This is a genomic window from Rhodanobacter sp. Root480 (genome assembly GCF_001426645.1).
GTDB lineage: Bacteria > Pseudomonadota > Gammaproteobacteria > Xanthomonadales > Rhodanobacteraceae > Rhodanobacter > Rhodanobacter ginsenosidimutans.
In genome coordinates this window covers 233,988-259,802 of the sequence record NZ_LMEX01000001.1, presented here as the reverse complement: position 1 = coordinate 259,802, position 25,815 = coordinate 233,988, and the positions used below count along the sequence as shown (strand labels likewise).

Here is a 25,815-nt window from a genome sequence, read left to right as displayed (position 1 = left end):
ACACGAAGCAAGACATGACCACAACTCACGCCGTCGCCATTGTTCTGGCCTCCGGTTCGGGCTCGCGTTTCAACACGGAAACGCCGAAGCAGTTCCTGAAACTGGCCGGGAAGAGCGTGCTGGAACACACGTTGGACGCATTCGAACGCCATGTGCGTATCGGGGAAATCGTGCTGGTCGTGGCTGCTGAGCAGCGCCTTTTGACCGAGGAGATAGTGCGCAGAGCCGGCTATCGCAAAGTCACGAAGATCGTGCAGGGTGGCGCGACCCGCCAGTCCAGTTCTTCAGCGGGGGTCGCGACCGTCACGAACGATGGCGCAAAAATTCTTGTACACGATGCGGTGCGACCGCTACTGGATGCGGCCACCATCGATAGATGCCTGGACGCACTGGATGAATTTGATGCGGTGGACACGGGCATCCTTTCCCCGGATACGGTGATCGCGACGCGCGCCGATGGCTGCATTGCCTCCATCCCGGCACGCGCCGCCTTGCGACTGGGACAGACCCCGCAGGGTTTTCGCGCCGGTTTGTTGCGCCGCGCGCATGCATTGGCGGCCACGACTTCCGATTTGAATGTCACCGACGATTGCGGGCTGGTCCTGCATTTTGAGCTTGCTCCCGTAAAAGTGGTGGCCGGCGACATCAACAACATCAAGATCACCTATCCATCGGATATTTACCTTGCGGACCGACTTTTCCAGCTGCGCACGCGCACATCACCGCTTGCCGATAACGGCAAAGCCTTGGTAGGCAAGGTGCTGGTGGTGTTCGGTGCCAGCCGCGGCATCGGCCAACGCATCGCCATGCTGGCTGCCCAGGCTGGCGCGCATGTTTTTGCTGTATCGCGCAGTAATGGCGTAGACGTGGCCGACGAATCAGCGGTGCGCGCAACGCTCATTCGTGCTTGCGAGATGCACGGCCGTGTGGATTTTGTCGCCAATACGGCGGGCGCCTTGCACACGGGTCTGCTGGCCGGGCAGGACTATGACACCATCGATCAGCAGATCGCCACAAACGTCCGTGGCAGCGTGGTTGTGGCGCGCGAGGCATTCGAAGCGATGCGGGAAACCGGCGGCAGCATCGCGCTGTTCACGTCTAGCTCGTACACGCGTGGACGTGCCATGAGCGCGGTCTATTCAGCGAGCAAAGCCGCGGTAGTGAACCTGATGCAAGGTTTGGCGCAGGAATACCTGCCGTTCGGTGTACGCATCAATGCCATCAATCCGGAGCGCACAGCCACACCCATGCGTACCGAGAACTTCGGGAACGAGCCCGCCGACGCTTTGCTTGACGCGGATAGCGTGGCGCAGGCGACGCTGTCCGCGTTACTGGCGGATGCTACGGGTGAAGTGATCGATGTCCGCCGCTAGGTGGTTGCGCGAGCTCGGAACACTCGCGCTGTCGCTGCTTAACGCGCTACTGGGTTGGTTGCTGGTGGCACCGTTTGCGCTCCTGATCCCGAAACGGAGGGACTGGATCGCGGTGATCGGCAGACAGCATGGGCGATTTTTGGACAACGCCAAGTATTTTTTCATCGAAGCCTCGCTGGAGCGCGCAGACCTGGATATCCGGTTCGTCAGCGAATATCCAGATGCAGCAGTTGCGATCGCTGCCCACGAGCTTCGAGTGTTGCAATACCCACGACTCGAATCGATTTGGTTTCTGTTGCGCTGCAACTGCGCTGTGGTTGATTCTACGGATTGGAACGACCATTTCCGTCGGTTCCTTTTGGTTCGCGCCCAAATCGTGCAGCTATGGCACGGTGTCGGCTTCAAGCGTATCGAGCGCGACCGCTGGCGCCACGAGGTCGGCCGTGCACGATGGGCATCGAGATCGTGGGTTTTCGCGTTGCGTATGATCTTGTATCGCGTCAGCGGTCGGGCCGTCCGCTACGCGGCGGTGTGCTCGACCTCCGTGTTTTACCGAGACAAGGTCTTCTCGCACGCGTTTCTTGCACGGCATTTCCCGATCACGGGATATCCCCGCAACGGATTCGGGCGCGAACTGCACGGCAGGGCGCTCGACCTTGCATGGCATAACGTGGATAGACAAGTAAGTTCACGAATCGCCGAATGGACTGCCGCTGGCAAACGCCTGGTATTGATCGTGCCGACCATGCGCGATTCCCTGAAGGCGCCGATGGAACTGGATGCGGCCACAATGCAACGGTTGGGCACATTTGCCGGGACACATGGCATCGAATTCTTGTTCAAGTTTCACCCGTCTGAGCGCAATGCACAGGGCATCACGGGCGACCACTTGCATGTCTGCGCCCCGCATTCCGACGTGTATCCATTGCTGCCGCACTGCCATGCATTGGTGACGGACTATTCCTCCATTTATATGGACTTCCTGCTACTTGATCGCCCGGTGCTGTTCCTCGTCATGGATGGGGACAGCTACGCACGCGAAGATCGCGAAACGCAGTTCGACCCTTCCAGCATGATGCCCGGGCCACGGCTCGCTGATTGGGATGAACTTCTGGAGGTGTTGGTCGAGACGCCGTTTTCCGATATGAATGGCCCGGAACGCACCCGTCTGCGAAATATGGCCTTCGACGGCGTGGATCAATCCGAATCGACCGTACGCCTACTCGATTTCATGCGGAAACAGGGCTGGCTTCCCAAGAGAACACCCTCTTCTATGCCAAAACCAGGCCTCCCCGAATGAATCAGAAAGCCACCCTCATTGTCGGCGCCGGCTACGCCGGCAGCGTCATGGCGCGCGAACTGGCTGATGCCGGGCGCCGTGTCCACGTCATCGACAAGCGCCCGCACATCGCCGGCAATGCGTACGACGAGCTGGACGAACACGGCGTGCTGGTGCATCGCTACGGGCCGCACATTTTCCACACCAATGGCGAACGCATCTTCGAGTATCTGTCGCGCTTCACCGAGTGGCGGCCGTACGAGCATCGTGTGCGCGGCGTGGTGGATGGGGTTTCGTACCCTTTCCCGATCAATCGCGACACGTTGAACCAGTTGTATGGGCTGGACCTTGATGAAGCTGGGGCGGCGGCGTTCTTCGAGCGCGTGCGTGAACCGCGCGAGCCGGTGGCAACGAGTGAGGATGTGGTGCTCAACGCCGTTGGCCGTGACTTGTACGAGAAGTTTTTTCTCAACTACACCCGCAAGCAATGGGGACTGGACCCGTCGCAACTGAAGGCTGGCGTGGCGGCGCGCATCCCCGTGCGCACGAATACGGACGACCGTTATTTCACCGATACATTCCAGGCGATGCCGCTGCATGGCTACACGAAGATGTTCGAGGCCATGTTGGATCATCCGAATATCACTGTTGAGCTGGGCGTGGACTTCGCCGACGTACGGGCCCGCAACCATCACGGCCACATCGTCTACACCGGCCCGATCGATGCCTACTTCGACTATCGCCACGGCCGCCTGCCCTACCGTTCACTACGTTTCGAGCACGAACATCTGCCAGCTACCAACCAGTACCAGGACGTGGGTACGGTGAATTACCCGAACGATCATGCTTACACGCGGATCACCGAGTTCAAGCACCTGACCGGACAGCAGCATGCCGGCACGTCCATCGTGCGCGAGTATCCGCAGGACGAAGGCGACCCGTACTATCCGGTGCCGCGCGCCGAGAATGAGGCGCTGTTCAAGCGCTACGAGGAGCTGGCGAAGCAGGAGACCGACGTGACTTTTGTCGGACGACTTGCGCAATACCGTTACTACAACATGGATCAGGTGGTAGGCGCGGCGCTGGCGGCAGCGAAGAATTTTCTGTCACGCGAGGCCTGAGGGTACACACCGTAATGCAGATGCAGGCGCCGTTCCGTTGCCCAACCCTTTCCAGACTCGCGCTATCCGTGCGGCGGGAAGCTTGAGCATGCGCATAGCCTTTCTGTGCAAGCGGAAGTACATGGGCAAGGATGTCATTGCTGACCGCTACGCGCGGCTGTACGAGATCCCTTTTCAACTGGCTCGACTGGGCCACGACGTGCGCGGGTTCTGCCTCAGCTACCAGGGCCACGACGAGGGGCAGTGGCAGCATGATGCAACGCCGGGCAAGCTGACCTGGGAGTCGCGCTCGTTGGGGCGCCTGTATGTACCCGGGCTGGTCGGCTACCCGCACCACCTGCTGAAGCGCCTGCGCGGCTATGCACCTGACTTGCTGATCGGAGCATCCGACATCCCGCATGTCGCCCTCGCACGATGGCTGTCGCTGCGTCTGGATGTGCCCTACGCCGTAGACCTTTACGACAATTTCGAAGGCTTTGGACAGGCGCGCATACCCGGCATGGTGCCTGCGCTACGGCGTGCCGTGCGTGGCGCGGCGTTGGTGACCACCACCAGCGAACCACTGCGCGAACTGGTCGTTGGTGGCTACGGCGCGCAAGGCGAGATCATCGCCATGCCGAGTACGGTGGATCGATCCGTGTTCCGCCCGAAGGATCGATTGGCCTCCCGTCAGTCACTGGGGTTGCCCGCAGATGCACGATTGATCGGCACTGCGGGCGGTCTCTACCGCGACAAAGGCATCGGCACGCTCTATGAAGCGTGGAAGACTGTTGCGCAGCAGCGTGACGACGTTCACCTGGTGTTGGCTGGCCCAGTAGACCCGGGGTTTCCACCGCCGACCGGTCAGCGTGTTCACCATCTGGGCATGCTGCCCCACGTCCACACGGCAGATTTGTTCAACGCGCTCGATGTGGGAGCGATCTGCATTCGCGACACGGCGTTTGGCCGCTATTGTTTTCCGCAGAAAGCATACGAAATGCTGGCCTGCCAGCTGCCCGTTGCCGCCGCGGACGTTGGAGCGATGTCGCACCTGCTCGCGGGCATGCGTTCGTGCCTATACCACGCGGACGATGCCGCTGACCTCGCTCGTGCGCTGCTGCTCCAACTCGACCGGCCAGCAGTCGCTGATGTGCCCATAGACGACTGGGCCCAACTGATCGGCAGACTCGAACCACACCTGCTTGCGCTGGGCGCGCGCGCGCGCGATCGCCCGCGCTAAAAGGCCAGCAATCAATAACGTGGCGTCCGATGCCACCGCCATGCGGTTTCAATGATGGCCGGCATGGCGTCAAACGATGGCTGCCAACCCAACACCTCGGCGGCGCGCGAACTGTTGGCCACCAGCGTTGGCGGATCACCTGCGCGGCGTGGCTCAACGGCGAAGGGTATTGACCTGCCGGTAACCTGGCACGCGGCGTCGATGACCTCCATCACGGAGTAGCCATGGCCGCTGCCGAGGTTGAAGTGATGCGCGCCATCGTGGGCGTCGAGGTAGCGCATGGCCAACAGATGGGCCGATGCAAGATCGTCAACATGCACGTAGTCGCGCACACACGTGCCATCCCGTGTTCCGTAGTCGTTGCCGAATATCCGCAAGCCATCGCCTTCGCCCAGAGCATTACGCAGCACGTTGGGGATGAGATGGGTTTCCGGCGCGTGTGATTCGCCGATCTCGCCATCGGGGTCTGCGCCGGCCGCATTGAAATAGCGCAAGGCCACGGAGCGCAGCCCATAGGCCTGCGCGGCATCCGCCAGCATGCGCTCGACCATCAGCTTACTGGCACCATAAGGGTTGATCGGCAAGGTCGGGTGCGATTCGTCGAGGTAATCCGCCATGGGCAATCCATAGACGGCGGCGGTGGATGAAAACACCAGTCGATCGACACCTGCGAGGCGCATGGCCTCCAGCAGGTTCAACGTACCCGTGACATTGTTTTCGTAGTACGCGTACGGTCTGCGCACCGACTCGCCCACTTGCGACACGGCGCAGAAGTGCATGACCGCATCGAAGCGATGGGCCGCGAACAACTGGGCGAGCGCCACCTTGTCGAGCAGGTCACCCTCGACCAGGTCGCCCCAACGTACCGCCGCGCGATGTCCGGTGGAAAGGTTGTCGAATACCGTCACCCTGCAATTCGCATGCGCCAGGGCCTTCGCCATGTGCGCACCGATGTAACCGGCACCACCGCAAACCAGTACATGCGTCATGTGCGCGGACCTTTCGACGGTGTGTCGAGCGCGCAACGGGCAATCAAACCGGCATAGCCATCGGCAATGACGTCCCAATCCACGCGGCTGACAGCGGCATCGCGGATGCGCTTCGCGTGCTCGGCCGCCTGCTCCGGATCGTCCAGCGTTGCCAGGATGGCCGCGGCCAGGGCCTCTGCATTCTTTGCGTCGACGCAGACTTCGGCAGCCGCGCTACCAAGAAGGTCGTGAACACCGGCCACCTCGCCCACGACAACCGGACAGCCGCAACCAATCGCCTCCATCAGCACCACCGGCAGGCCCTCCTGGTTACCGGATTCGTCACGAATGAAAGGGGCGACGAAAACGCTGGCGCGACGATAAAGCTGCGGCAGCGATGCCTGCGGCATGGCGCCCAGAAAACTCACGCTGCTCTCGATACCAAGCCGCGAGGCCTGGGCTCGCAACGACGCCTCTTCCGGGCCGAAGCCCGCGATGTTCAATCGGACAGATGGCCGTCGGGCAAGCACCCGGGACATCGCGTCAAGCAAATACGGCAGCCCCTTCTTCGGCACCAGCCTGCCCACGAAAAGCAGCTCGTCGGTTGTGCACTTCTCCCCCGCGCCAGGGACGAAGCGTTCGCGCAGATCTACCCCCATGGGCAACACAACCAACTCTGGCGATTGAAGACCGATGGCCGTCGCCTCGTCGCGCATCGCACCGCTGACGACCGTCATGGCCGAGGACGCCGCCGCCACGCGCCGCTTCAACGCATTTAGCACGCGCCCGCGCAAACCGAACAAATCCCCGCCATGCGACGTCACCAGGTAAGGAATGGCGAAACGACGCTTCAGGCCAAGCGCAACCAGCCCTTGCGGAATCAGCCAGTGCGCGTGAATGACGTCAACGCGTCGCTCCTTGAGCAGCCGCCTCGCCGCCACGTACTGGCCCAGCACGAACCCCGGTATCAACAACCATTTCCACGCATGGCGCTGCAGGTTCGTGGCGATGCCACCGTTGTTGACCAATGTCTGCAGGCGACGGGGAGCATAGCGATAGCGGATGACTTCCACCCCATCGAGCATGCCACTGGAATCCGCACCCGGCGCATCAGGCACCAGCGCAATGACATCCATGCCGGCCGCCAGACGGCGGCACAACTCATGGACGAAACCCGGTTCAACGTCATTGGCCCACCGCGGATAGGTGGAAGCCAGTACCAGCACGACGGGCCTGCTCGGCTCAGACATCACGCCGATACGTCAACGCCGTGATTTGCTCGGAGATCAATCCGATCAGGAACACGATCACCGCCGCGCTCCACATCAACGTGCTCATGTTGGTCAGTCGCCCGTACAGGAAAAAGGTGCGCGCGTAGTTGGCCAGGCCCAGCAGGAAAAACACGCCGCTGGCCGGCACGAACAGCTTCAGCGGTGAGTACAGCGTGGCGATCTTGAAGATGATGAGCAGGAAGCGCACGCCGTCGTGCAGCGGGCGGATGTGGCTTTTGCCCACGCGCTGGGCGGCGGTGATCGGTACGTAGGTAACCGGGTAGGCGCTGCGGAAAAACGCCATGGTGCTGGTGGTGGGGTAGCTGAAGCCGTTGGGCAGCAGGTGGATGAACTCGCGGAATTTCTCGGCGCGCACGGCGCGGAAGCCGGAGGTGAGGTCGGCCACGTGGTGGCCGGTCATGCGGCTGGCGAGCCAGTTGTACAAGGTGTTGGCGACGCCGCGGCCGACGCCGGCCTGGCTGCTCCAGTCGCGCGCACCGACCACCATGTCGTAGCCCTGCTCCAGTTTTTCCAGCAGGCGTGCCACGTCGGCGGGGTCGTGCTGGCCGTCGCCATCCATGAACACCAGGATGTCGCCGGTGGCCATGCGCGCGCCGCGCTTGATGGCCGCGCCGTTGCCCATGGAATACGGGGAGGAAAGGCACTGCACGCCGGCGTTGGCACAGACATCGCGCGTATTGTCGGTGCTGCCGTCGTCGACCACGATGATCTCGGCATCGGGATGCATGGCGCGCAAGCGCGGCAACAACTCGGCCAGCGCGGGTGCCTCGTTCTTGGCTGGCAGGACGATGCTGAGGCGGTTCAAACGGCTACTCCCCCGGTGTGAGCGGGAATCATAGCGTGAAGGTGGGGCGGTTGTTTGGGGCTTGTTTGGAGTTTCTGTGGGAGTGGCTTCAGCCGCGATGTGTTTGGCCTGGCTTGATGAAGAGCATCGCCATGGAAGTGACTCCTGCCACGGCAGCGCTCTTACATGATGGACGGAAGCTCGGCAGGTGGCACACCACTCAGGGAGTTTGAGCGTAGCGTCACGCTCGGGAGATCACGCACCGCCTTGACCGCATCGATCAACGTCTGCTTCTCATCGGATGTCAGTGTTTTCAGGTCGCCATCGTTGAAATAGACCAGTGCTTTCAGGCTTTCACTCGGCTGGAAGTTTGGGCCATATAAACACCTGGCTGATGCCAGTCCGCGCGACAAATCCGCGCCTGCTTTGATCATGGTGGAAATGTCTCGATAGTCCTTGGCCTCCGCGCGCTGAAGTATCACTTTGACCTTGGTTGCCATCAGGTCGTCGAGGGAGGCCACCCGCACAACACCATCATCAGTAAGATCCGGCTCACCTACCCGCCCGAAGGCAATGGTGCCGAAGAAAGAAATCTTGACATGCTCGTGCCCTGAATCTGCATTGGGGGCAAGCACGACCCAGGTGTTGTCCTGATCTTGCAATGTGATGGATTGCGCCATGAACGGGAAAGCCGCCTTGATGGCGGTTTTGTCGAGTGGATCTTCCGAAAAGAAATCGAAATCCACGGAATCACGATGCCCCAATCGGAGTGCAATGGCGGTACCGCCGTAAAGCGTAAAACCGAGAGCCGGTGCATTCCCAAGCTGCGGCCACAGAATCCTCTGGGCGGGAGGCAATACGTCCAGGCAAGGCTTGAACCTTCCCGTCACTCGAATCTCCGCACGGGCAAAGCCGGCACCTCGTCCACGCCGGACAGGCCCAGACGATAGTGCCAGTAAGCCCAAGAGCGCTCATTGAACTGGCCTGCCTCCGCGTGAATCAGAACTTCGCGAAGTGCCTCATCGCCAACTTGCGAGGCAAGTGTCTGAACGTCGGCGTAGTCACCGATATTCATGACTTGGGCAATCACCCGCTCGGGCATGGCTATGGCGTCTTCCGGCGTTTTCCACCAGATGTACTTGCCGGCAAATGGCTTCAAGGACGCCTGATTGATCCCGACCATGATGACTCCGCAATGCGGGTACGTTGTACGCTGATTTTACTTCAAAAAGTCATATAAATCAATAACAAATGATCTTATGACGATGATGTCTACCGCGGTTTCGATGTGGCGAGAAAGGGATTTCCGTGAATACGGACAACGCGTTATGGAGGAAACCAGCTATGGGAGCGGCTTCGCGATGCGTTTGGCGTGACTTGATGAAGAGCATCGCCACTGAAGTGGCACCCACAACGGCGGCGCCTGCCTGTGGGAGCGGCTTAAGCCGCGACGCTTCTGACGGTTGAAAGGCCAGCCCAAAAGCATCGCGGCTGAAGCCGCTCCCACAGGGAATGCTGCAGATCGCGGGTTACCGAAACAGATCGTGCGGGTCGGGCATGGCGATATCGGGAATCGCGTCGTGCTCGAGTTCCGTATCCGTGTGGGCGGGCGTCTCGTCGTGGCTACGCTCGCGGATCACCAGCCGGCCGGTCTTGGTGAGGTGCTGGATGCGGGCGAAAACCTCGCTGCGGCCGAACGGCTTTTTCATGAAGTCGTCAGCGCCGAAACGCTGCACGTAGAACTGTTCGGTGGCCTGCAGGTTGCCGCTGATCATCACGATGGGAATGGTCTGCGTGGCCGGATCGCGGCGCAGTGCACGCAGTACCGCAAAACCGTTCATGCCGGGCAGCACGATGTCCAGAAAGATCAGATCGGGTTGCTCGGTCTGGGCCATTTCGAGGGCGGTCTCGCCATCGGGAGCCTTGAACACCACGTGGCCTTCCTGGCTGAGCATCTTGCCCAGCACGGCGCGGATGGTGGATGAATCGTCCACGACCAACACGCGCGCGCCACGGGGCAAGTCGGCACGGGGTACCGCGCGGCGATCGGAGGGGGCACCTCTTCCCAGCAATCGCTTGATCCGCTCAAAACCCGCCATAGCAAACCTGCCTCCCTTTGGATAGTGCGTTTAGTCTCGGTGCATAAGTGTCCGCACGCAAGGCAAATGAATCACGTCGCCAACCAGAGGTTGGCCAATGGCACGGTCAACAGCGAAATCAGGATGCCCACACCGAGCACGGTATTGGCCAGTTCGGGGTCAAGGCCGTATTCGTCGGCGAGGATAGCCGCCGACACCATCGGCGCCATCGCCGCCTGCAATACGCCCACGGCCAGCACCAATCCGCCGATACCCGTGGCAACGCCCAATGCCAGGCAAAGCAGCGGTGCCAGCAGGAGTTTCCAGCCCAACCCCATGCTGGCCGCAAGCCATTGCCCCTGCCCGCCACGCAGCTTGAACTGCATGCCCACGGAAAAAAGTGCCAGCGGTGTCATGGTGGCGCCGATCGGCGAAAACACGCCATCGAGCAGCGGCGGCCAGCCGCCGCACTGGCCGGCGATCGCGCCCAGCACCAACGCAATGAACGGGGGAAACAGGACCACCCGCCGCGCGATCAGTCGCGGGCTGGCGACAGCGCCGGCATAGATGGAAGCCACCACGATGCCCGCCGACGCCAGGATCATGAAGGTGCCCAACTGGTCCGCGACGATCGCCAGCGTCAGGCCTTCCTTGCCGCGCAGCGCCTGCAGCAACGGGTAGCCCATGAAGCCGGTATTGCCCAGGCCGCAGACCAGAATCAACGCACCGATACGCTGGCGCGACCACCCCAACCTGGCCCCCAGCACGCCGAAGAACAGCCACGCGCCGCCGAACGTCAGCCACATCGCGGCCACCAGGAACCACAGCTGCGGATCGAAGGTGACGCGCGGAATCAACTCCAGCACCAGCGCCGGCAGCGCCACGTTGAGCACCCACCAGTTGAGCGACGCGACCATCCCGGCCGGCGGGCGCGCATAACGCGCCACCAGCGCGCCCAGCACCAGGCACACGAACAACATCAACATCGCACTCATCAGCGGGGCACATGACCGAAACAGCCGTCCATTAGACGCGATGCGGGGGCGGCACGAAAGCGCGCCGTTGCGGCTTTCGGCCATAATCCTGCGCTTTCGTCCTGTCAAAACCGGATTGATGAACGACTCCTCCCACCGCGCCCACGGCCTAGCCGGCGACAGCACGCCGCCGGATTGGCCGGCGTTGACGACGGCCGAGGTCGAAACGCTGCTGGCCGGTTATCCGCAGGCCGGCCGGTTCGACGCCATCCGCTGGCACAGCCCGCGCCCGCTGTCGGCGGCCTGCCTGGTGGAAACCGCGCGCGGCAGTGTGTTCGTAAAGCGGCACCACCACCGCGTGCGTTCGGTCGCCACCTTGAGCGAGGAGCATCGCTTCATCGCCCACCTGCGTCACGCTGGCCTGCCGATTCCCGCGGTGTTGCACGATGCGCAGGCACGCACTGCCGTGGCCATCGGCGATTGGGTGTACGAGGTGCATGAGCGCGCCAAGGGCATCGACCTCTATCGCGAGGCGATCTCGTGGGAACCGCTGCCCGTCAGCAATCACGCGCTGGTGGCCGGGCGCACGCTGGCCACGCTGCACAACGCTACCGAAGGCTACGCCGCGCCCCAGCGCGATACGCACATCCTGGTCGCGCGCAGCGAGCTGATCCTTGCGGCTGATCCCATCGCAGCGTTGCAGACGCAATTGCCGGCACGGCCGGGTCTGGCCAGCTATTTTGCCGAGCGCAATTGGACGTCCGAACTGAGCGAACTGCTGGCGCCATGGCATGCCGCCGCGCAGCCGTTGCTGGCACGCCAGCCGCGGCTGTGGACGCACGGCGACTGGCACGTTTCCAACCTGTGCTGGAGTGACAGCAGCGCTGGCGCCCACATCACCGACGTGCTGGATTTCGGCCTTGCGGCGGCCAACTTCGCGCTGTTCGATATCGCCACCGCCATCGAGCGCAATGCGATCGCGTGGCTGGCTTTGGACGGCCATGCGGCGCATGCGGATATTGCCTGCGCGCTGATCGATGGCTATCGACAGGTGCGCCCGCTGGATGGCGCGGACGTCCACCTGCTGGCCAACCTGCTGCCGTTGGTGCATGTGGATTTCGCGCTGTCGGAAGTGGAGTACTTCCACGCCATCACGCAATCGCGCGCCAATGCCGACGTGGCCTACGACACGTTTTTGCGCGGGCACGCGGCGTGGTTCGGTACCCGCGAGGGTCAATCGCTGCTGCAGAGCATCCACGACTGCGCCTGAGCTGCGCAGCTCTGTGGGAGCGACTTCAGTCGCGATGCTCTTGCTTGTGAGGCACCAGAAAAAAGCATCGCGACTGAAGTCGCTCCCACAAGTCGCACCCACCCACAAGTCGCTCCCACAGTAAGGCCATCGGAAGCCATTCCATGGTTTAATACGCATTCTTGAAGCGGGGGTGCCTGGCGTTTGCCGGGCTGAGAGAGTCCCTTGGAACCTGATCCGGTTTGCACCGGCGTAGGGAGCTTGATACGGATCGATGCATCTTTCGTGGATGGGTCGATTCGCCGTCGCTTCGTGTGTCCACCGAATTCGACGACGACGATGACTCTTTCCCGCACTCCCCTCTTGCTTGCCCTGCTGGCCTCCCTTGGCGTGGCGCACGCCGCCGATATCCAGAACACGCAACCGCGCACCACCGATCTGTCGACCATCGACGTGAAGGCCATGGCCGACCGCGATGCCACGCCGGGCACCGGCCTGGACAGCTACGGCAACGCATCGCTGCATGACACGCCCGCCTCCGTCACCGTCGTCAGCCGCCAGCAGATCGACGACCGCCAGATCCGCACGCTGAGCGAATTGGCCCGCGAGGATGCCTCGCTGGGCGACAACTACGCGCCGGTTGGGTACTACCAGGACATCGCCATCCGCGGTTATCCGCTGGACCTGGCCACCGGTTTGCGCCTCAACAACCTCACCATCGCCGGCGAGCAGCCGGTGGCGATGGAAGACAAGCAGCAGGTACAGATCCTGAAAGGCCTGGCCGGGCTGGAAGCGGGCGTGATGGAACCGGGCGGCGTGGTGAACTACGTCAGCAAGCGGCCGGACAAAGTCCGCAACGTCACGCTGGGCGTCGACTCGCATGGCTCGCGCTACGGTGCGCTGGACGTGGGCGGCTGGTTGACGCCGGCCTTTGGCGTGCGCCTCAACGCCGCTTATGAAGACACCCATTCCTACGTGCAGCACGCCGATGGCCGGCGCAATTTCTACGCGGCGGCCATCGACTGGAACATCTCGCCCAAGGCCACGCTGCAACTGGACGGCAACTACCAGACCAGCGCGCAGCGTTCTGTGTCCGGCTATCAACTACTGGGCGGCAACACCATCCCCGCCCACGCCAGCGCCACCCGCATGCTGGGTTTCCAGCCATGGCAGAAGCCGGTGGCCATCCACGCCGCCAACAGCAGCGCGCGCTTCGCCTATGCATTCAATGAGGACTGGCGCCTGCGCCTTTCCGCCGGCCACAGCCGCAGCCTGATCGACGACAACGTGGCGTTTGCCTATGGCTGTTTCTACGCGGCCGATTGCGCCAGCGGTGCCACCCCGGGCAATTATTTCGCGCCGAACGGCGACTACGACGTCTACGATTACCGCAGCCCCGACGATACCCGCGTGGACAACGAGGCACGCGCGGTGCTGGAAGGCCGCTTCGATACCGGCACGCTGACCCACCAGATCAGCGTGGGCGCCAGCGCGTTCCAGCGCACCATCGACCGCCGCCAGGATGTGTACGACTATGTGGGCACCGCCAACATCGCCGATGTGGATCCACCGGTGTTCGCGCCCTCTCCCAATCAGCCCGGCGCCTCGGCACGGCGACTGACCAGCTGGCAGCACTCGCTGTTCGCGCTGGACCGCATCCATCTGGGCGAGCACTGGCAGGTGATTGTCGGCGACCGCTTCGTGCGCCTGCACGACCGCGCCTACGACAGCGACGGCGTGCCCGAACGCAACACCCGCCTCAGCAAGGCGCTGCCGCAGGCGGCCGTGCTGTGGCAGCCGACCGATCCGCTGACCGCGTACCTCAGCTACAGCGAGGGCCTTTCGCTGGGACAGGAAGCGCCGTACTGGACCAGCAACGACGGCAGCACACTGGCGCCGCGGCTGTCGCGGCAGGTCGAGGCCGGGGTGAAATACCAGGTGAGCGAGGCGCTGAACCTCACCAGCGCGGTCTACCGCATCCGCCAGCCGTACCAGTTTGCACGGCCGGACGATACCGAGGCAGGCTTCACCTTCGTGCAGCAGGGTGAAGAGGTGCACACCGGGCTGGAGCTGGGCGCCAACGGCAAACTCGGCAGCAACCTCAACCTCACCGCCAGCGCCAGTTTCATCCGCGCCCGCGCCGAGAACACCGGCGCCGCCGCCTACGAAGGCCACCAGGTGGTGAACGTGCCGCGCCTGCGCACGGCCATCCACGCCGATTACCGTCTGCCGTTCGCGCCCGCGTTGAGCGTGCTGGGTGGCTGGCGTTATGCGTCGTCCAACATCGCCACGCCGGACGGCCGCGAGCGCGCGCCCGCCTATCACGTGTTCGACGCCGGCCTGCGCTACACCGGGCAATGGCGCAGCCACCCGCTGGTCGCGCGCTTGGGTATGGACAACGTGTTCAACCGGTTCTACTGGCGCGACACCGGCAGTGCCGGCGGTGACAGCTACCTGTTTCCCGGTGCGCCACGGCTAACCCGACTGTCGGTGACGGTCGGCTTCTGATGAGCTGGATCGAGCTCATCGGGGCACTGGTCAGCGCCCTCGCCGTGTGGCTTACGGCGCGGCGGCGGCCCTGGTGCTGGCCGATCGGGCTGGTGTCGGTGCTGATCTACTCGTGGATCTTCATCGACGCCAAGCTGTACTCCGACGCCCTGCTGCAGGGCGCCTTCGCCGTGATGATCGTCTACGGCTGGGTGCGCTGGATGCAGCACCTGGACGACCACGGCCGGGTGCAACTGGCGCCGCTGCCATTCCGGCACGCGCTGCAACACGTCAGCGTCGGCGCGCTGGGGGCACTGGCGCTGGGCTTCGCCATGCATCGCTGGACGGATGCCGCGCTGCCCTGGCTCGATGCGGCGCTCACCGCTTTCAGCCTGGTGGCGCAATGGTGGCAGGGCCGCCGGCACATCGCCGCGTGGTGGCTGTGGATCACCGTCGATGTGTTGTACGTGGGTGAGTACGTCTACAAGTCGCTGCTGATCACCGCGGTGCTGTACGTGGCCTTCATCGTGCTGGCGGTGATCGGCCTGCGTGCGTGGCGCCGCTCGACGGGTGAGGCGGTGGCGGTCTAGGATCCGGGCGCCATCACGGTCGGATTGCATCGGTTCAGGCTGGCCACTTTTTCCTGACGCGTTTCGGTGCAGAATGCCGTTGCCATGAACACCTCGACCCTTGCCCGGTTATCGCCTTGTCTGGCACTGCTGCTTTCGGTAGCGGCGGGACCGGTGCTGGCGCAGAACATCTACAAATGCAGCCATGGCGGCCAGGTCGAATACACCGACAAGCCCTGCCCCAGCAGCGGCGAGTTGCTGCATCGCGCGGACGACACCGAAATCATCGACCGCTACCTGCGGCTGGGCCAACTCGACGCGGCGAAAAACTATGCCGACGCACGCCAACTGCAGGCGCTCTACCAGCAGCGTCTGGAGGCCCATGTGCAGGCGGAAAACGAACGCGCGCAACGCCAGGCAGACGAGGCCGCTGCCGCTGCGCAACAGCGCGAACAACAGGCGCAGCAACAAGCACTGGCCGACGCGGAGGCCAACCGCCAGCACCTGCTGATCGAGAACGAAACGCTGCGCCAGCAGAACGCCCAGTACCAGGATGAACTGACCCAGCCGCCCGGCATCTACGCCTCTCCGTATTGGGGCGCCTCACCGCGCTGGCCGCGCCGCCATGACGGGCACCGTGATCGCGACCACGATCGCGGCCATGACGGTGATCGTCCCATGGGGCCGAGGCCGCCGACGTTCCATCCTTGCGAAACGCTGGCCGGCGGTCGCCTGCGCTGCTGAGCGTCACCCGTCTTTCTGTAGGAGCGGCTTCAGCCGCGATGCTCTTCGGTGGAGATCCAGAGCAAAAGCATCGCGGCTGAAGCCGCTCCCACAGGGGTTGCTCCCACCATGGAAGCCCCTAGGACGGATCAGGCTTTTTCCTGCGCCGTGCGGCGGGCTTGGTAGCCACCGGCGGCTTGGTGTCGACGCGCGCCGCCAGCGACGGCCCCACGTAGCCGACGAACTTCTGCCGCAGTTGGGTGATGTCGCTGATGCGGCCCAGCACGTCGCCCATCTCGCGCGTCATCGCGCTGATCAACAGGCTGAACAGGGCGGTGAACGTGCCCAGGCTGTGCCAGGCGCGCTCGGCGCGCAGCGGCACCATCAGCACGTTCGGCGTCAGCTGGCGCGCCCAGTAGCACTGCGTGTCGGTGATGATCACCAGCGGAATGCCGCGTGCCGCCACCTCGTCGGCCAGCAGCCGGAAATGGCGCGAGTAGCGCCGCACGTCGATCAGCACCACGCAGCTTTGCGGGGTGGAGTCCAGCAGCAGCTCGGTGTACGCACCATCCGCACCGGAGTCGAACGTGACCCGCGGCCGCACGTGTTCCAGCAGGCTGGCGAAACCCAGGCCCAGAAAGCGCCCGTGCTGGAAACTGGCGATCGACACCTTGTCCGCCTCGATCAGCATCCTGACGATGGTTCGCCACTCCTCGGTGCGTGCCAATTCATGCACGTCGGTGAGCCCGCGGATTTCCGCCTGCAGGTTCTCGCTGACGAAATCCGCATCGCTCGTCGGCAGCGGCGCCTTGTACAGCTTCAGCCAAGGCGCCTCGCCGCGCAGTTCCTCCTTCAACTCCCCCAGCCCGGCGTAGCCCAGATTGCGCAGGAAACGGCCCACCGTCATCGCGCTCACGCCCACCTGCTTGCCCAGCGACGCGGCGGTTTCGAACGGGATGCCGCTGATGTTGTTGAGCAGGTGGGTGGCGATCTTCTGCTCGGACGCGGTGAAGCTGTCCCAGCGGCTTTTCAGTTTCTTTTGCAGGTCTTTGGTCATCGTTTTCTCATCGCGCCAGCACCACGGCCGCGGATGCATGGGTTTCCACGTCGCCGATGCGGCGGCCCAGCATATACAGAAGCGACGCCGACAGGCCCGCCACGGCGGCGATCAGGGTGAAGAACCACGCGTGGCTCAGCTGGCTCCACAAGGTCCCCAGCGCACCAGCCAGCAGGTTGCCGAAGAAGCCGGCGAAGAACCACGTGGCGATGCTGGTGGCGCGAAAACCTTCCGGCGCCATGCGCCCGAACAGGCCCAGCCCCACCGGCAGGATGTACAGCTCGCCCGTGGTCAGCAGCACGAAGAACGCGAACAACCACAGCCAGCTGGCGCGCGTGCCGTGCGCCGCGCACCACGCTTCCACCGCGGCCAGCATCAGGAACGAAGCGCCCACGATGAAGGCGCCGAATGCCATCTTGTCCAGCCAGGGCGTTTCCACGCCGCGCCGCGCCAGCCGCGCCCAGCGCGCCACCAGCAGCGGGGTAAAGGCAAACACCACCAGCGAGTTGATCGCCTGGAACCAGGTCATCGGAATGACCCAGTCCCCCAAGTGGCGATCGACGCCCTGGTCGGCCCACAGCGCGATGGTGTTGCCGGTCTGCTCGTAGGCGCCGCGGAACACCACCACGATGGCGGCGATGCCGATCAGCAGCATGAAGCGATCGATCACCGCACGATCCACCGGTGGCCGGGTAGCCGCGCGCTTGCGCCGCGGCGGTTCGGGCGGCAGGTAGCGGCAGCCGGCCAGATAGATCACCACCGACAGCACCATGCCGAGGCCGGCGGCGGCGAACCCCCAATGCCAGCCATACCACTCGCCCAGCGACCCGCACACCAGTGGCGCCAGGAAGCCGCCCAGGTTGATGCCCACGTAATAGATGTTGTAAGCCGTCTTGCTGCGCGGATCGCCGTCGCGATAGAGGCCTTCGATCTGGCTGGCCAGGCTGGGCAGGAACAGGCCGTTGCCCAGCGCGATGGTGGCCAGCGCCGGGTAGAACAGCGGCTCGGACGCCATCATGAAATGACCCAGCGCCATGGTGATTCCGCCGATCACCACCGCGTTGCGCCGGCCCAGCCAGCGGTCGGCGATCATGCCGCCGAACACCGGCGTGAAATACACGAACGCCGCGTAGGCGCCATACACCAGCGAGGCGTACTCCTGATCCATGTCCAGGTGCTTGGTCATGTAATAGACCAGCAGCGCCCGCATGCCGAAGAAGGAGAACATCTCCCACATTTCGGTGAGGAACAGCACGCTCAGGCCGCGCGGATGGCCGAACCAGTTTTTCTCGCGCGTGGCTGGAATCATGCTGTCTACTCTCTCCAGTTCTCACTTGTAGGAGCGGCTTCAGCCGCGATGCTTCTGCTCTGGAGTTTCAATAGAGGCAAGAGCATCGCGACTGAAGTCGCTCCTACAGGGCGGATTACGCACCGCCCCAGACGGCGTCGGAACACCACACATTGCCGTCCTCATAAACCACCGACGGGGCGTAATCGTCGATCAGGCTGATCGGGCCGTCCAGGTCCACCACGTCGCACAACTGGCCCACCACGAATGCCGGAGCCATCGCCAGCGACGAGCCGCCCATATTGCCCACCATCAAATCGAAGCCCAGCTTGCGTGCCCTGGCGGCAATTTCCAGCGCCTCGGTGAGGCCGCCGCATTTGTCCAGCTTGATGTTGATGACATCGACGCGGCCCACCATTTTTTCCAGGTCGCCGCGATCCTGCACGCTTTCGTCGGCGGCAACGCGTATCGGCCGATCCAGGCCGTCCAGCCAGTCTTCCTTGCCGACCGGGAACGGCTGCTCGACCACGTCCACCCGCGCCTCGGCCAACGTGGGCAGCAGGCGCGCGAAGGACTCGCGGGTGAAACCCTGGTTCGCGTCGACCATCAGCCACACGTCCGGCCGCGCCTCGCGTACGGCAAGCACGCGCTCGGCGCTGCGGCCGTCGTCGGTGAGTTTCAGCTTGATCGCGCGGGCGGCGGCATAGGCTTTTGCGCCTTCGGCCATGGCTTCCGGTTCTTCCGCGCCCAGCGTGTAGGTAGTACGCAACGGCCTGGGCGTATCCAGCCCGGCCAGTTGCCACACTGGCTTGCCGCTGCGTTTGGCTTCGAGATCCCACAGGGCGCAATCGAGCGCGTTGCGCGCGCCGCCGGCGGGCAGCAGTTTCTGCAACGTCTGGCGGTCGATGCCGGCCTCGATCTGCGCACGCAAGGCCTCGATCTGCACCTGCATGGTGGCCGGCGTGTCGTGGCGGTAATAGACGCCCTGCGCTTCGCCGCGGCCGGTCCGGCCCTGCTCATCCGTGAGCTCGACGATCAGCGCATCGAACGCGGTGAAGGTGTAGCCGGTGATGTGGAATGGCGCCTTGATCGCCCAGCTCTTCTGCGTCGCTTGCAGGCGCAACCGCCCGCACTCATGAACGTTCATGCGTGTATTCCCGGATAAAGCGCGGCGGCGGGGGTTCGCCGCCGCGCGGTGAGATCAATAGCGGACGTTGAAGCTGATCAACCCGAACACCACGATGAACCAGCTCAGGTAGATCGCCGCCAGCGCCAGCAGGGTTTCGCCGGCCAGCACCCAGCGGCCACGCCGCGGCGCCATCCAGCTGCGCACCGCATGCACCACCACCGCCAACGCGCCGAGCAGGGCCAGCACGCCCAGTACGTAGAGCAGGTACAGCCACGGCGTCATCCTGCCCTGCAGCAGCATGTCCTCGCTGATGGTCGAACTCACCAGCAGGGCGATCCAGCCGCCAATGTCGATGAACAGCGCCAGCAGGCCCAGCCGCGACAGCAGGCGCGAGCGCCGCTGCGCCGCGTTCAACGCGATCAAACGGCCATAGTGGCGACGTACCCAGCCACCGATGCCCCAGCTCAGCAGCGCGACGATCACCGCCAGGAACGACAGCCCGCCCCAGAGGCTCACCGAGCTCATCGAGCGTGCGGCGGAAACGCGCTGGAACACGAACACGGGCGCTTCGACGTCGGTGGCCCAGTACAGAATATCGCCCTTGTCGTCGGTGACGAATTTCAGATGCGCGTCACCGTTCACTTCGCGCCAGGTCAGCGGCCCCACTTCGCGCCAGTGCAGCGGCTTGCCGGCGTAGTTGTTCCATATCGAGACGACGATGGTGCCATCCGGCTGCGGCACCACGCTGGTCTGGCCCAGCAGATACAAGGGACGCAGCGCGCTGTCGTTGCGGCGGCTGGATTCGTACCAGCCGGCGACGCGTGCGGCATCCTTTTTCGCGCTGGCCACCGTGGGTTCCGCGGGTGCGTCATACGGGAAGTAGCGGTCGAGGAAGGACTGGAATACCGCCTTGCGGATCACATGCGCGCCGCCCTCGCTGCCGGCGCTGTTGAACGACATGAAGATGCCCACGTTCGCATCCAGCAGCAGGTGCAGATCGCTGTGGAACACCACCGTGTCGCCGCCGTGGCCGATGATGCGCTGGCCGTGGCTGTCCTCCTGGTAGAAGCCCAGGTCGAACCCGGGCAGGCCCGGTGCGGCGGTGTGCTGCGGGCTGTGCATCAGCTCGGCCGTGGCCTGTTGCAGGATGCGCGTGTCACCGAAGCGACCGCCCTGCAACTGGGCGATCATGAACTTCGCCATGTCGGTGGCCGAGCTGCTCATCGCACCGGCCGGTGCCGGGTCCACCGGCTCGAACGGACGCGGCTTGCCGTCGGACACGCTCTCGTAGCCCTTCGCCATCAGCGGCGCGAGATCCGGCGGCAACGGCTGCGCAAAGCTGGAGTGCTGCATGCCCAGCGGATCGAAGATGTGGTGCTTGATGTAATCGGCAAACGGCTCGCCCGATACCCGCTGCACGATATAGCCGGCCAGGCCGCAGCCGTAGTTGGAATACGCCACGACCTGGCCCGGCGGATAGATCCGCGCGGGGATGTGGGTCTTCAGGTATTTCTCCAGATCCACTTCATCCGTGGTCGCCGGCAGCAGGCCGCGGGCGGTGTCCTCGAAACCCGCGGTGTGGGTCATGATCTGGCGCAGGGTGATCGGCTTGCCGTCGCGCGGGGGGATCTTGAAGTCGAGATAGGTGTTGACGTCCTTGTCCAGATCCAGCTTGCCCTGCTCCACCTGCTGCATCACCGCGGTCCAGGTGAACAGCTTGGAGGTGGAACCGGGGCGGAACAGCGTGGTTTCCGGTGACGGTGGCTTGCGCGTTTTCAGGTCGGCATAGCCGTAGCCGCGGGCAAACAGCAGCTTGCCGTCCTTCACCACGCTGATGACGCCGCCGGCCACGTCGCCCCGCTTGAGCGCGTAAGGCACCAGGCCGTCGAAGAAGGTGGTGAGATCCGCTTCGGTCAGCGCGTGGGCATCACCCTCGGACGCGCTGGTCACGGCGGTGGCGGCCGTCACCTTGGCCGGTGCCGGCAACACGGTCGAGCCGGCGGGCGCCGGAACTGTCGGCGACGGCGGCACCTGTGCGGTGGCCAGGCCGGTGCACAGGCTGAGGGCCAACGCCACGGCGAGCTTCGCATAACGATTCATGGACACACTCCAGAAAGATGGCGATGACGGGACAGGCTCAGAAACTGACGCTGGCCGACAGGCCGACGGTGCGCGGCGTCACGTAGACCACGCCGAACGGGCTGCCAAGCGGATCGATGGTTTCCGACGCCATCGAGCTGATGCCGCGGTCGTCGGTGAGGTTCTTGACGTAGGCCTTGAGCGTCCAGTTGTTGATGTTCACGCCTGCGCGCAAGTCGACGCCGTTGTAGCCGGGTGCGTCGAAGCGCGGGCCGGGCACGGCCTGGAAATCGGTCTTGCGTTCGCCGACATGGCTGTAGCTGCCGCCGACGAAACCGGACCAGGCCCCTGCCAGCGGGAAGTCGTAGTCGATGCCGACATGGGCGTTCCATTTCGGCACCCACGGCAGGCGGTCGCCCTTGTAGCCGAACAAGCCCGGTGGCGTGTCCGCCGTCAACTCGGCATCGGTCCAGGTGGCATTGGCCGAAAGTACCAGGCCCGGTGCCGCGGCGTACTGCCAGTTCGCTTCCACGCCCTGGCTGCGGGCCTTGCCGCCGTTGCCCAGGAAGCTGAAACCGCCGGCGAAGGAGGTCAGCTGGATCTTGTCCCAGTCGATGTAGAAGGCGGCCACGTCCAGCGCCATGCGCTTGTCGAGCATGGTCGACTTCAAGCCCAGCTCGTAGCTCACCAACTTGTCCGGACCAAAGGTCTCCGGCGCACCAAGGCCCGGCGGCACCCCCACGTTGGGGCCACCCGGCCGATAGCCCGAGGCGACGCGCACGTAGGCCATCAGGTCGTCGCTGAACTTGAAGCTGGGGTTCAACAGGAAGGTGGTGGGGCTGTCCGAGCCCTTGATGGTGAAGTCGCTGTCGCCCACCAGGATGCCGGTACCGCTCTGGTTGAAGGTGGTGCGGTCATGCGTGTAGCGGGCGCCCAGCAGCAGGCTGAACTGCGACGTGGCATGCCAGGTGATGTCGCCATAGCCAGCCCATTCGGTGAAGGTCGCCGGGCCCACCGCGATGTGCCCCAGTGTGAAGGGCAACGCGATCGGTTCGCCGGTGGTGGCGTCGAAACTCAGCACGTCCTGCTGGTTGGTGGTGTGCTCGCGGGTATAGAACACGCCAGCGCGCCATTCGAGCGTCCGGTCCTCGGGCGATTGCAGCCGCAATTCCTGGGTGAACTTGCCCAGGTGAATAGGACCGTTGATCGAGTAGCCGCCGTTGTCCAGCCCGAGCGCGGGGTTGACGATGGGGCCATAGGCGACGGTCGCGTCGGGGTTGGATTGCCGATCCAGCGTGCTGTAGCTGCTCACCGAAACGAGCTGGCTCCAACCGAAATCCGCATTGATGCTGGCGTCGTACAGGCGATAGCGCACGCCGAAATTGCCGGTGCCGGGCGCGCGGCTTTGCTTGAGGTCGCCGTAGAGCGGTTTCAACGTCAGCGGATCCACATCGACGCCGCCGTTGGCCAGCGCATTGCCATGGAGGTTCTGCGCCAGTGCCGACAACCGCAGCGAGAAAGCCTCCGATGGCGTCCACATCAATTGCGCACGACCACCGCGCACTTCGGCGTCGTTGACGTCCTTCTCGCCGGTGGCCACGTTGTCGATATAGCCTGGATCGTGGCGCGCGTACGCATTCACGCGCAGCGCCAGCGCATCCTTGATCAGCGGCACGTTGAACATGGCGTGCGAATCCATCCCGCCTTCGCCGCCCGACACGCTGCTGCCGCCCACCGAAATGCGGCCGGCAACCGCCGTGCTGTCCGGCTTCACCGTGACGAATTTCAGCAGGCCGCCCAGGGTGTTCGAGCCGTAAAGCGTGCCCTGCGGGCCCCGCAGCACTTCGATCCGCTCCAGATCAGCCGGGTCGATATCCGGCGTCAACACGCTGCCCGCGGAATAGACCGTGCTGGAGCCGTAGGGCGTGTCGTCGATATACGTGCCCACCGTGGCGTTCGGCGTGTTGGCACCCGAGGTGACGCCGCGCAACGTGAGCTGCGTCTGGCCCGGTCCTTGCGACACGACATTGAGGCCCGGCACCTGGCTGGCGTAATCGGAAAAACCCTGCGCGCTCTGGCGCTGAAGATCGTTGCCCGACACCGCCGACACCGCCATCGGCACGTCCTGCAGGCGCTCGCTGCGCTTGTTGGCGGTGACCATCACGGTGCCCAGATTGGTCGTCGACGTATCGCCTGACGACGCGACAGGCTGCTCGGCAGCCGCCACTGCCTCGGGCTCACCCCGCCCCGCGCCCGCTTCAGTCGCCGCCAACGGCTGCCCCCACGCGCCCATCGGCATCAAGAGCGCCAACGCCACCGCAATGCTGATACGCCGGCTGCGATACGGATGATGCAATTCCATGACGTACTCCCCGTGATGGTCGTTGAAGGACAATCCACGGGTGCAGTGTTATCTTGTTATCATTTGAAAGTCAATGATAGTTTTCTATCATGAATATGCGCGTGGGAACGTCGGCCGCCCGGTAGCACTGTGCGAGTGATTCCCCGCACGCCATGTCGCCGTCCAGCCGTAAAGCCGTCCACTCAGAGATACGGCATGCGTGCGTCACTACGGGCGGCGGAGGGTCACTTGAAGGTGGGGTGAGACGCCGCAGGCCGTGCAACCGTCGGCTAGCGGCGAACGCTATCGGGGTCCGCGCACGGGCCAGACGTGCGCCGGGTAATAGCGCTGCATCATCCGCGCGACGTATTCCCCCAGATTCGGATGGGCTGCTGCCGCACGCTGCAGTGGCGTATCGAAGAAAGGCGTGAGCACGCCGGCCAGAACGCCCAGCGCCGTGGCATCCACACCGCTGGGTGAGGTGTCCATGAAATACGGCTGCTCTCCCAGCAACGCTGCCAAGGCATCGATCGAACGCACGCCGAGCGCGGCAATCCCTTCCGGGCTGTGTCGACCGATACCTTGCGCGTGCAGTTCGGCGCGCTTGCCAGCCTGCATCTGCTCGCGTCGTTGCGCGCGCTGCGGCTCGGGCACGCTGTCGGCGAACCGGGCCGGCCCCTTGGCGAAATTGTCCGGATCGATCCAGCGGAACCAGACCATCGCAAAGTAAAGATGATCCTCGAGCAGGCGCTCGATCGCCCACGCCTGCGCCCGCTGGCGCGCATCCAGGCCCGCATCCAGATCGACCCCGTATTTGCGTTCGACATGGGCGCGGATGAAGGTGGAATCGCTCACCACCTCGCCGTGATCGTCGATGAAGGGCAACTTCCCCAAAGGCGCCTGTGGCGGAATCATCGGCACCCGCCCGTACGCCAGCCCGGCCATTTTCAGCTGCACCTCGGTCTTGATCACGAAGGGGCTGGTGTCCGGCAACTCAAAGGCGGCGCGGGTAACGTACAAGGTGATGCTGGAATCGGACATGGCGGTGCTCGCTAGGGGAAGCATGTCAGCAGGGACGTTGTCCGAAACCCGAGAACGCGCCGGTGGCCACCGGCGCCTCCGTTGACTTGAGCGCCGGCCGGGAGGAAAGTAACCACTGCAGCCGGGATGATTCATCCCATGGTCATGGCAACACCCGGCTCCCCGGAGGGTCCATGAAACCGTTACTCCCACTCGCCCTTTTCACCCTGCTGGCCACCGGCGGTGCCGCCACGGCCTCCACCCAACCGCTCAACGAGTTCCCTTCCGCGATCCTGCCCGTGCTGGTGCAGGTGGATGCGCAAGGCAGAGTCACCGATGCCTCGCCCGCCACGAAACTCTCGCCGCAACTCGACCGCCTGTTGAGGAAGAATCTGGCCGAAATGGTCAGCAAACCGGCGACCGATCGCCACGGCCACCCGATGGCCAGCCAGGCCATCATCAATGTTTCCTTGCAGACCTCGCCCCGCACCGAGGGCGACTACGATGCCATTTTCGCCTACATCTCCACCAAGCCGGTGCCCGCGGGCTCTTGGCATTGGGTGCACATCGACGGGCACCGTTTGGCGCTGGCCAACCGGGACCATCAAAGGAATCGCAGGCTCTTCGAGTTCAGCCATTATCGAGCCGGTTTCCGTCCCCAACCCATTCCTGTTCGCCAGTTGCCGCCACCGATCCGGAACGCTTCGCATCCCGCGCCATCGCGTCCCACCCGGTAGGGTTGGCTTGCATCCGGGATAACTCCCGCAGAGAAAAAAAAAGCCCGC

General features: G+C 64.0%; 22 protein-coding genes and 1 riboswitch. Of the genes, 9 read left to right on the top strand and 13 right to left on the bottom strand.

The window, feature by feature from the left end:
- Window positions 1-14 precede the first annotated feature (14 nt).
- The 4 genes from ispD (at window position 15) to ASD22_RS01285 (ending at window position 4,992) form a co-directional block, all read left to right on the top strand.
- Entirely contained in the window at window positions 15-1,373 is a 1,359-nt protein-coding gene (gene ispD, locus ASD22_RS01300; protein ID WP_056077887.1) for a 2-C-methyl-D-erythritol 4-phosphate cytidylyltransferase, read from the top strand.
- Entirely contained in the window at window positions 1,360-2,673 is a 1,314-nt protein-coding gene (locus ASD22_RS01295; RefSeq protein ID WP_056077885.1) for a CDP-glycerol glycerophosphotransferase family protein, read from the top strand. Before ispD ends, ASD22_RS01295 begins: the two co-directional genes overlap by 14 nt.
- Window positions 2,670-3,773 (top strand): UDP-galactopyranose mutase, encoded by a 1,104-nt coding sequence (gene glf / locus ASD22_RS01290; RefSeq protein ID WP_056077881.1) that lies wholly within the window; start codon window positions 2,670-2,672, stop codon window positions 3,771-3,773. The genes ASD22_RS01295 and glf overlap by 4 nt, the downstream gene beginning before the upstream one ends.
- Before the next feature lie 121 nt (window positions 3,774-3,894).
- The gene (locus tag ASD22_RS01285; RefSeq protein ID WP_082520082.1) at window positions 3,895-4,992 is read left to right on the top strand and encodes a glycosyltransferase; all 1,098 of its coding nucleotides are present in this window, start codon (window positions 3,895-3,897) and stop codon (window positions 4,990-4,992) included.
- A gap of 11 nt (window positions 4,993-5,003) precedes the next feature.
- Here ASD22_RS01285 and galE read toward each other — a convergent pair whose 3' ends face one another.
- The 7 genes from galE to ASD22_RS01250 all read right to left on the bottom strand — a co-directional run bounded on the left by galE (window position 5,004) and on the right by ASD22_RS01250 (window position 11,100).
- A complete protein-coding gene (galE, locus tag ASD22_RS01280) occupies window positions 5,004-5,981 on the bottom strand; it encodes a UDP-glucose 4-epimerase GalE (protein ID WP_056077875.1) in 978 nt (325 codons plus the stop codon).
- Entirely contained in the window at window positions 5,978-7,186 is a 1,209-nt protein-coding gene (locus ASD22_RS01275; protein WP_082520081.1) for a glycosyltransferase, read from the bottom strand. The genes galE and ASD22_RS01275 overlap by 4 nt, the downstream gene beginning before the upstream one ends.
- Window positions 7,187-7,202: 16 nt before the next feature.
- Window positions 7,203-8,057 (bottom strand): glycosyltransferase family 2 protein, encoded by an 855-nt coding sequence (locus ASD22_RS01270; protein ID WP_056077868.1) that lies wholly within the window; start codon window positions 8,055-8,057, stop codon window positions 7,203-7,205.
- Between the two features lie 161 nt (window positions 8,058-8,218).
- Complete coding sequence (locus tag ASD22_RS01265) at window positions 8,219-8,926, bottom strand: nucleotidyl transferase AbiEii/AbiGii toxin family protein (protein ID WP_200946303.1); 708 nt, start codon at window positions 8,924-8,926, stop codon at window positions 8,219-8,221.
- A complete protein-coding gene (locus ASD22_RS01260; protein ID WP_056077865.1) occupies window positions 8,923-9,219 on the bottom strand; it encodes a hypothetical protein in 297 nt (98 codons plus the stop codon). The genes ASD22_RS01265 and ASD22_RS01260 overlap by 4 nt, the downstream gene beginning before the upstream one ends.
- A 346-nt stretch (window positions 9,220-9,565) precedes the next feature.
- Window positions 9,566-10,135: a response regulator gene (locus ASD22_RS01255; RefSeq protein WP_056077862.1), complete on the bottom strand. Its 570-nt coding sequence runs from the start codon at window positions 10,133-10,135 to the stop codon at window positions 9,566-9,568.
- Between the two features lie 71 nt (window positions 10,136-10,206).
- Window positions 10,207-11,100, bottom strand: a complete 894-nt coding sequence (locus ASD22_RS01250; RefSeq protein WP_056080754.1) for an AEC family transporter — start codon at window positions 11,098-11,100, stop codon at window positions 10,207-10,209.
- A gap of 127 nt (window positions 11,101-11,227) precedes the next feature.
- Here ASD22_RS01250 and ASD22_RS01245 point away from each other — a divergent pair, with 127 nt between their 5' ends.
- From ASD22_RS01245 to ASD22_RS01230, 4 genes are all read left to right on the top strand, one after another.
- Entirely contained in the window at window positions 11,228-12,358 is a 1,131-nt protein-coding gene (locus ASD22_RS01245) for a phosphotransferase (RefSeq protein WP_056077860.1), read from the top strand.
- Window positions 12,359-12,516: 158 nt separating this feature from the next.
- A riboswitch (TPP riboswitch) is annotated at window positions 12,517-12,613 on the top strand.
- 63 nt (window positions 12,614-12,676) lie between these two features.
- On the top strand, window positions 12,677-14,845 hold the full coding sequence (locus ASD22_RS01240) for a TonB-dependent siderophore receptor (RefSeq protein ID WP_056077857.1): 2,169 nt from the start codon (window positions 12,677-12,679) through the stop codon (window positions 14,843-14,845).
- Window positions 14,845-15,414 carry a nicotinamide riboside transporter PnuC gene (gene pnuC / locus ASD22_RS01235; RefSeq protein ID WP_056077853.1) on the top strand — a complete coding sequence of 190 codons (570 nt, stop codon included), beginning with the start codon at window positions 14,845-14,847 and terminating at the stop codon, window positions 15,412-15,414. The genes ASD22_RS01240 and pnuC overlap by 1 nt, the downstream gene beginning before the upstream one ends.
- Window positions 15,415-15,498: 84 nt before the next feature.
- Window positions 15,499-16,137, top strand: a complete 639-nt coding sequence (locus tag ASD22_RS01230; protein ID WP_200946302.1) for a DUF4124 domain-containing protein — start codon at window positions 15,499-15,501, stop codon at window positions 16,135-16,137.
- A gap of 118 nt (window positions 16,138-16,255) precedes the next feature.
- Here the strand turns inward: ASD22_RS01230 and ASD22_RS01225 are convergent, their stop codons facing one another.
- The 6 genes from ASD22_RS01225 to ASD22_RS01200 form a co-directional block, all read right to left on the bottom strand.
- Window positions 16,256-17,173 carry a MurR/RpiR family transcriptional regulator gene (locus ASD22_RS01225; protein WP_235577465.1) on the bottom strand — a complete coding sequence of 306 codons (918 nt, stop codon included), beginning with the start codon at window positions 17,171-17,173 and terminating at the stop codon, window positions 16,256-16,258.
- Window positions 17,174-17,180: 7 nt separating this feature from the next.
- Window positions 17,181-18,482, bottom strand: a complete 1,302-nt coding sequence (locus tag ASD22_RS01220) for a peptide MFS transporter (RefSeq protein ID WP_056077848.1) — start codon at window positions 18,480-18,482, stop codon at window positions 17,181-17,183.
- 115 nt (window positions 18,483-18,597) lie between these two features.
- On the bottom strand, window positions 18,598-19,608 hold the full coding sequence (locus ASD22_RS01215; RefSeq protein ID WP_056077844.1) for a dipeptide epimerase: 1,011 nt from the start codon (window positions 19,606-19,608) through the stop codon (window positions 18,598-18,600).
- A 54-nt stretch (window positions 19,609-19,662) separates the two neighbouring features.
- Window positions 19,663-21,690, bottom strand: coding sequence for a serine hydrolase domain-containing protein (locus tag ASD22_RS01210; RefSeq protein WP_056077841.1), 2,028 nt, complete (start codon window positions 21,688-21,690; stop codon window positions 19,663-19,665).
- A 37-nt stretch (window positions 21,691-21,727) separates the two neighbouring features.
- Window positions 21,728-24,031: a TonB-dependent receptor gene (locus tag ASD22_RS01205; protein ID WP_056077838.1), complete on the bottom strand. Its 2,304-nt coding sequence runs from the start codon at window positions 24,029-24,031 to the stop codon at window positions 21,728-21,730.
- A 282-nt stretch (window positions 24,032-24,313) separates the two neighbouring features.
- Window positions 24,314-25,051 carry a glutathione S-transferase family protein gene (locus tag ASD22_RS01200; protein WP_056077835.1) on the bottom strand — a complete coding sequence of 246 codons (738 nt, stop codon included), beginning with the start codon at window positions 25,049-25,051 and terminating at the stop codon, window positions 24,314-24,316.
- A 173-nt stretch (window positions 25,052-25,224) separates the two neighbouring features.
- Between ASD22_RS01200 and ASD22_RS01195 the strand changes: the two genes are divergently transcribed.
- Window positions 25,225-25,767 carry a hypothetical protein gene (locus tag ASD22_RS01195; RefSeq protein ID WP_056077831.1) on the top strand — a complete coding sequence of 181 codons (543 nt, stop codon included), beginning with the start codon at window positions 25,225-25,227 and terminating at the stop codon, window positions 25,765-25,767.
- Window positions 25,768-25,815: the final 48 nt, after the last annotated feature.